Source organism: Microcoleus sp. AT8-A3, assembly GCF_036705675.1.
Lineage (GTDB): Bacteria > Cyanobacteriota > Cyanobacteriia > Cyanobacteriales > Microcoleaceae > Microcoleus.
This window is the reverse complement of sequence record NZ_JAUBVD010000113.1, coordinates 1-7,440: the sequence shown is the minus strand read 5'-3', so window position 1 is coordinate 7,440 and position 7,440 is coordinate 1. Positions and strand designations below refer to the sequence as shown.

Genomic DNA, 7,440 nt, shown 5'->3' with positions numbered 1-7,440 from the left:
TAAGAATTGTTTTATAAAAAACAAATCATGCACAAATATGATTTTCTGTCAACTTAATTTAGATGCGTTTACCCTGGTTCGGCCACGGGCATCTCAATGAAAGCACCCAAGCTAGAAATTTGAGGCAGGAGTCAGGAGGCAGGAGTCAGGAGGAAAGAGGAAGAAGGAAGGAGCCAGAAGAAGTGTTTTTACAAATATGAGATGCTCCCGTTCGGCCACGAGCAATTACGGGATGTAACTGAGATATTGCACCATTGTAAGTAACAGGCTGGACGGCCTGTTCCACAAGAGATGAATTTTATTGTGGAACAGGCCGTCCAGCCTGTTCCTAAAAGGCTAATTGAGAATGGTGCAACATATGAAATGTAACGGAGGTGGGGAAGAGGGCAAAGGATTTAACAGATTTAACCGAGGTGTGGAAGAGGGAAGAGGGAATATGAAACAAGGAAATTATTTATAGGGAGTAAGGTGCGCCGAAGAGCACCCTACATATTATAGATTTTGGTGCCAATCTTGTGAGTATTTAACAATTAGCAGTTAGCAATTCGCCGTTGCTAATTTCTAATTCGAGATTCTCTTCGAGAAGCTGATTTTCAAGTACCATGGTGGTGCTAGCGTTTTGCTGAAAACCGATGCGCTCGTAGAAGCTTTGCTTGTAAGTTGTCATCAGGTAAACTCGCTCTACTCGGCACATCCGAGGGTGACTCAAGACGGTTTGCACTAATTTGCGGCCGAGTCCTGCACCTTGGTAATCCGGGTGAATGGCGACATCCCAGATGGTGGCTCGATAGATGCCATCTGAGGTGGCTCTGGCAAAGCCGATCGCCCGTGAGCCGTCCCACACTGTAACAACTGGTTCGCTGTTGGCGATCGCAATTTCCCAATCTTCTATCTTGCGTTCCCTCGCCCAAAAGGCGGCGGCTTTAAATAGTTCTTGGATCTGTACGATGTCGGCGCGATCGCGACCTATACAAAATTGAATGTGACTGGAATCCCTAGTCGTTGATGTCATGCTCAATCTGCCTTGAAGTTGTATCTCAACTGTGTTACTTTTACTGTTTTACACGAGTGAAAGTTAATTTTGCTTGGGAACGATCAATGGTTGAATTCCCCATTTACAAAACTATTTTTATTCATACATATTTTCTAACTAATTTCGGTGATCGTTAATACTTTTTGGGGTAAATTTTGAAAAAAAGTCTTTGACTCAAAATTCCCAACTTAGAACTCATACCATTTGATATTTGAGATTAGAGATTTTAGATGGGAATGACTGATTTTTAAGGGGTTGGGAGTTTGTCTACAGAGAAACCGGGTTTTTTCATAGCAATACTTCGTTACAACAGAAATGTTGTACCATTGTCAATAAGCTTTTTATGAACAGGCTTTCCGGCCTGTTCCACAAGAAAATTCACTCTTTGTGGAACAGGCCGGAAAGCCTGTTCTTGAGAATGGTACAATATCTCAGTTACAGCCCAGTGAAACGGTAAAAACCCGGTTTCGAGGCGTCGTTTATAGGTAAGCGATAGCTTGTGTCTTGCCTAATTGCTCAAAAATCATCTATCGAGAGAGGTGTTGACTCCACAAGAACACCCGAAGATTGTGCTGTGGAGTCAATTCTTTAATCTCTAATCTCAAATCAAATGAATCAGTTTTGCAGCCAGCGGGCGGCGTCTTTGGCGTGATAAGTCAAAATCAAATCACAACCAGCACGCTTGAATCCTGTCAAAGTTTCCATCACTACTCTTTCTTCATCTATCCAACCGTTGAGGGCGGCGGCTTTCACCATCGCATATTCCCCAGAAACGTTGTAAGCAGCAACTGGCAGGTTAGTTGCTTCCTTCACGCGCCAGATGATGTCCATGTAAGCTAAAGCGGGTTTAACCATGAGCATATCTGCGCCTTCGGCAATGTCGAGAGCAATTTCTTTAAGAGCTTCGCGGCCGTTTCCGGGGTCCATTTGATAGGTGCGCCGATCGCCAAATTGCGGGGCAGACTCTGCTGCATCTCGGAATGGGCCATAATAAGCTGAGGCGTATTTTGCCGCGTAAGACATGATGGGAATATCTTCAAATCCAGCGGAGTCCAATCCTTCGCGAATTGCTCCGACAAAACCGTCCATCATTCCCGAAGGGGCAATAATATCTGCACCGGCTTTAGCTTGAGCAACAGCGGTTTTCTTCAGCAATTCTAGTGTGGGATCGTTCAATACGCGACCGCTTAAATCTCCGACTTCCAAATAGCCACAGTGACCGTGAGTGGTATATTCGCACAGACAAGTATCGACCATGACGATTAAATCTGGTACGGCTTTTTTAACTGCTTCCGTCGCTTTTTGGACGATGCCGCAGTCGTGCCAAGCACCTGTCGCGTCGGTATCTTTGTCTGCGGGAATGCCGAATAAAATAATAGCCGGAATGCCGAGGTCGTAGACTTCTTTTGCTTCTTCTACTATTTTGTCTACCGATAGCTGGAAAACTCCGGGCATCGATGTGACTTCTTTAGCAAAAGCTTCCCCCGGTACGGCAAATAGGGGGTAAATTAAATCGCTGGTTGTCAAGATATTTTCGCGCACCATCCGGCGGAGTTGGGGATGGTTGCGGAGGCGGCGGGGGCGGTGAGTTGGAAACATAATGTTTTTTTTACGGTAGATAAAGCCCTGTTTTCTAGGACTCGTGGCGCTTCTTTAAAAGTCTAGAGCTTATTGTTGGCCGATCGCCCTTTACATAAGTAAACTTCTGTAAAACCCGCGATGTCCTTTGTTCGCAGTCAGGAATGCCAGTCCTTTCTAGCTTTTCTCGTTTGCAGACTCAGGCCTAACTGTGGTTGGATCGGTTGGTACGGATATCTCGCTGGCTTCATACCTATAACCAGGCTGCCCATTCGCGAGGATAGACTGTAAATTATAAATGTATCGAATAGTAACGGTCTTATGTACAAGCAACTAATTTCAAAGATGAAACCGCTTTTGAAATCACTATTTGCGATCGGTCTGGTACTGACGCTAGCCCTCGGTAACGCTGATGGAGCTCTGGCTGCCCGCAGCGGAGGACGCATCGGGGGCGGATCTTTTAGTGCTCCGGCGCGCAGTTACTCGTCTCCTAGTCGCACTTACGCGCCGTCGGGAGGGGGCTACTATCCGGGTGGTGGCTTTGGAGGTGGCTTTGGTTTCCCGTTCTTGCTGCCGTTTTTTGGCTTTGGGGGCGGGTTTGGCGGCCTGTTCTCGATTTTGATTTTTATTTCGATCGCTAATTTCCTCGTCCAAAGCTTCCGCCGCGCCGGGGGCGGAACTGACGAACTCGGCAACAGCGCCGCCACTACCACCGTATCTGTCGCCCGCTTGCAAGTTGGTTTGCTAGCAGAGGCCCGCGGTTTGCAAGCTGAACTCGACGCCCTCGCGCAAAAAGCGGATACCGATACAGCAGCCGGTCGCGCTCAAGTGCTGCAAGAATCTACTCTGGCGCTGTTGCGGCATCCTGAATACTGGGTTTACGCGGGCGCTGAATCTGTGCAAACTCGCTTGGAAGCAGCCGAAGCTAAGTTTAATCAATTTTCTTTGGCAGAACGCAGTAAATTTACTGAAGAAACGCTCTCGAATTATAACAATCAGCTCCGCCAAGCAGGGAGCAGCAATATCCTGCCAGGTTTGCAGGAAAATGGGGCGCTGGTTGCTTCTGATTTGAATTCAGAGCCTGGGGAATTTATTGTGGTGACGGTGATTGTCGGTACTCAAGGTAAATTGCAATTGCCAGCAGTGAAAAACTCTGAAGATTTGCGCCAAGCTTTGCGCCAGATTGGGGGAGTATCGAGCGAGCAGTTGCTGGCGGTTGAGGTGCTGTGGACTCCTCAAGCCAACGGGGACACTCTGACTGCTGACGATATGTTGGCCGGCTATCCTGATTTGCGATCGATTTAGTGAGCAAGACTGGGCGCGGAGCATTGTCTGCCGCGCCCCATCCCGCAGCAAAGCTGGGCGGGTGAACCCAATTGCTTTTGAGACGCGAATTTCGCGGGAGGTTAGGGAGGTCGATCGAATTAAAAAAGATTGTTTAACAAATGCTAGTATTGAGAGATCATGCTTGAGCATGATTTATCTGCTATTGGCAAAGCCTGCCCGATAGGGGTTTTGCGAGGAAGTTAGGCAGGATAAAAAAAACTCTATTGAGCGAGGACTGCTTCGGAAGAAGTTGCGATCGCACGCCATCTAAATTTTATATAAAGAAGAAGCGATCGAGAGCTAAAACTTATGGCCGACAGCAGCAGAAAAAAAGCACTTTTTATTTTGAGCCAGTTAAATAATGACGATATCAACTGGATCGTTCAAAAAGGCAAAAAGGAAGTTCTAGATCCGGGGGGGATTTTGATCCATGAAGGGAGGCAGATAGATGCGCTCTACATTGTTTTGAAGGGGAGTTTGAGCGTTTTAATCGAGGCTGAGCGGACTAGAGAACTCGCTAAAATAGCCAGCGGAGAACTGGTGGGAGAAGTCTCTTTCATTGACGCTCGCCCTCCTTTAGCAACGGTAAAGGCAATAGAAGAAACTCACTTGCTGGCAATTCCTAGGCGGCAGTTAGTCATCAAACTTCAAAACGATATGGGCTTTGCTTCCCGGTTTTATTATGGAATTTCACTGTGTCTGGCAGACAGGATGCGCGGTACGATCCGACATATAGAATATGGTCGCAATATTGAATTAGATCAACCAGAATTTGAACGCGAGGATATCAATCCTAACGTTCTGGAAAATTTGGCGCTAGCTGAGGCTAAGTTTAATTGGCTGAGGGAAAATGTTAAAGCTTGAGGAATTTTAAGGGGTTTTTGCGCTGGGTGTGAAAACTGGCCGATTGAGAGGGTAATTGAGAGATGTACGATGTAACTCACATCTTGCACCATTCTGAAGAACAGGCAAGATGCCTGTTCCACAAAAAATGAGTTTTCTTGTGGGGAGTAGGGGTTGGGCATCCTGCCCGCCCAAAAAAGGATTATTGAGATTGGTGCAAGATGTAAGATGTAACATCTCAACTCAAAAAACAGATGTGGAAAACAAAATAGGGGCGGGTTTTACCGGAAATATCGATCGATAATTGCCGGAACTATAAAAACCCGCCTCTGTGCTTTGCAGTAGTTGCAACCTCGCGCGCTGAAACGCAACTACCAACCACACAATCTAGATAATGCCCGGCCCTTTGCCACGGGTGTCTGCATCCATTGTCAGTTTTCCTTCCTCGCCTTTTTTATCTTTGATTTCTGCGAGAATTCGAGCGCGTTCTGCGGCTTCGGCTTCTTCTTTTGCTCTCAAATCGCCCGGTTCGTTGATGTACATTTCCGGTTCGATCGCGTAATTGTTAACTAGACCTTCTTTGTCTACTGTATAACCATCTGTAGTGTGAATGCTTTCGTCATCGGTTTGGTCATCAGTTTTTGCACTTTTCTGCTTCGCTTCGGTGGTTGTGTGCATGAAGTTAGCGCCTTCCCGTTCTTGCCGCGCTGCTGTCTCCGCAGGAGTAATGCCCCTGTCGTAGTGGGGGGCTTCCATATTGGCTTCGATTTGTTCGTCGGCCGGTGTTGATTTGCTAACTTCTTCTTTGGGGGGTATTGGTTGGCGATTAGTCATGATTTATTCCTGAGTTATCTTTTCAAAAAAGGTCTTTGGCTTATGTTTAAATATTAATCCCAAGCTAGCTCATTCACAAACTATCTTTGGTTATAGTTTGCGAAAAATTGCTGTTAGGGAAAATACCTTTATTGCATCTTCCTGAAGACTGACTAAATTGTGTTTTTATTAAAACTTTAACTATCTGCAACTATTTGGCATCTATCTAAAGATAGGGAATTTTCAATTGGGCATCGGGCATCGGGCATTGGTAACTAATGACAACAGTCAACAGACAACTGTCAACTGTCAACTATCAACTATCAACAGACTTTACGATTCTTTAAAGAAGCGGATGATTTCGCGGACGTGGTTGAGAAATTGTCCGTCATCGGTGAGTTGGGCGATCGCACTTTCTGCATCTCTTCTCAGTTTAGTGTGCTCTGCCTGATTTGTCGCTTGCAAAGATTGTAGAGATGCGGATACAGTAGTTAGTTCTCTTCTGATAGCTTCCCGTTCCCGATTTTGGACAGCCACCCACGAATTCGGATTGTCGGAACTTAATTGATCGGTCAAGTCTCTAACTGTAGATTCTAATTGTGCAAAGCGGCTGCGGAGTTCGACAATATCTTCGCGGGGGTGCAAAAATTGGCGGCGGATACTTGTCAGCCGCTGGGCTAAATACTGATAACCTCGGATAGCTGGACGCAGTACAGTTAACAGCAGTGCAGCAGCGGAACTGAGATAGCCAATAGCACTAATTCCGGCGGCGGCTAGGGCGTAAAGTGCGATCGCGCTAAACAGGTGAAGTGCGATCGCCACCAAGAGCGATCGGCTAACTAATACAGTAACGTATTGGAGTTGTTCCCGATCGACAGCAATGTTTTTTTTAGTCGATTCTGCGGCTTGCGCTAAAACTTCTTTAGCTTCAAAATGGATATTCCAGGGAACTGTAACTATCAGCAACAGCCATTCAAAAATAGCAATGGCAATTACCCAATCAATAAAACTGCCGGCGGAGACGTGCAGCCATTGCAGAATGGCAAAAACTAGCAGCAAAAATATGCCTGTGGCGGCACCAAAACCTGCGAAAGTGTAATACATAGCGATCGCCTTGGTAGAATGTTGTTTTGATTGTGGGTAGGTGGTTTAGGTATGGAGGAATAAACTGTGACAGTTAAGTGAGCGTCCTATTAATCCCGGTTCATTAGTTATGAGTAACAATGCAGGGCAAGAGTGGCGAAAAACCTGTTTTTTCCCACAAATACTTGCTCTACCTCAATCGTGGAATGTTGTTTTGATTGTGGGTATGTTGTTTAGGTGTGGAGGAATAAGCTGTGACAGTTAAGAAATCGTCCTATTGAACCCAGTTTATTAGTGATTAGTAATACTCTGGGACACAAGGGTTTCCAAACGCCTGGTTTGTTCCAAGAACATACACGGGATTGAACCAATCCATAATAGTTAAAGGAAACGGTTTGTTGGTTTGGGAGCGATTAAAAGGGCGGGTTTTTGAGATTGTCAATTATTGGCAGATATTGTTCGTGAACCCGCCCCTACGGTATTAGGGATAATCGATCGGACATGATATAAGTCCTCAATAATTACTCATTGGCCATTAAGTAGAGCGACACAAACAAACTTGAAAATGTAACAAAATGTAAACAAATCACAACCTTTGGGATTGCTTCATTTCACTGGCAATGACATACTTATGTTTTTCGCAGTTCATCTAGTTAGGATCGCGAATTAAATAACTTACAATTTTAGTTGTTATTGTGGGATGGGCGTCCCGCCCGTCATGAGTGGACGGGCGGGACGCCCATCCCACTTTCAAGAGTGGAAGT

Annotated in this window: 6 protein-coding genes; 2 read left to right on the top strand and 4 right to left on the bottom strand. The window is 45.8% G+C overall.

The genetic code is table 11. The features are described from left to right. Positions 1-523: 523 nt before the first annotated feature. Together QUB51_RS29720 and hemB are read right to left on the bottom strand one after the other, a co-directional pair. A complete protein-coding gene (locus QUB51_RS29720; RefSeq protein WP_333053288.1) occupies positions 524-1,012 on the bottom strand; it encodes a GNAT family N-acetyltransferase in 489 nt (162 codons plus the stop codon). 636 nt (positions 1,013-1,648) lie between these two features. Next, positions 1,649-2,632: a porphobilinogen synthase gene (gene hemB, locus QUB51_RS29715; protein WP_333053287.1), complete on the bottom strand. Its 984-nt coding sequence runs from the start codon at positions 2,630-2,632 to the stop codon at positions 1,649-1,651. Positions 2,633-2,932: 300 nt separating this feature from the next. Here hemB and QUB51_RS29710 point away from each other — a divergent pair, with 300 nt between their 5' ends. Continuing rightward, positions 2,933-3,916, top strand: coding sequence for a DUF1517 domain-containing protein (locus QUB51_RS29710; protein WP_333053286.1), 984 nt, complete (start codon positions 2,933-2,935; stop codon positions 3,914-3,916). Between the two features lie 330 nt (positions 3,917-4,246). Continuing rightward, positions 4,247-4,801: a cyclic nucleotide-binding domain-containing protein gene (locus QUB51_RS29705; RefSeq protein ID WP_333053285.1), complete on the top strand. Its 555-nt coding sequence runs from the start codon at positions 4,247-4,249 to the stop codon at positions 4,799-4,801. A gap of 366 nt (positions 4,802-5,167) precedes the next feature. Here the strand turns inward: QUB51_RS29705 and QUB51_RS29700 are convergent, their stop codons facing one another. Both QUB51_RS29700 and QUB51_RS29695 read right to left on the bottom strand, forming a co-directional pair. Beyond that, on the bottom strand, positions 5,168-5,614 hold the full coding sequence (locus tag QUB51_RS29700) for a hypothetical protein (RefSeq protein WP_333053284.1): 447 nt from the start codon (positions 5,612-5,614) through the stop codon (positions 5,168-5,170). A gap of 312 nt (positions 5,615-5,926) precedes the next feature. Further along, positions 5,927-6,697: a hypothetical protein gene (locus tag QUB51_RS29695; RefSeq protein WP_333234019.1), complete on the bottom strand. Its 771-nt coding sequence runs from the start codon at positions 6,695-6,697 to the stop codon at positions 5,927-5,929. Positions 6,698-7,440 lie beyond the last annotated feature (743 nt).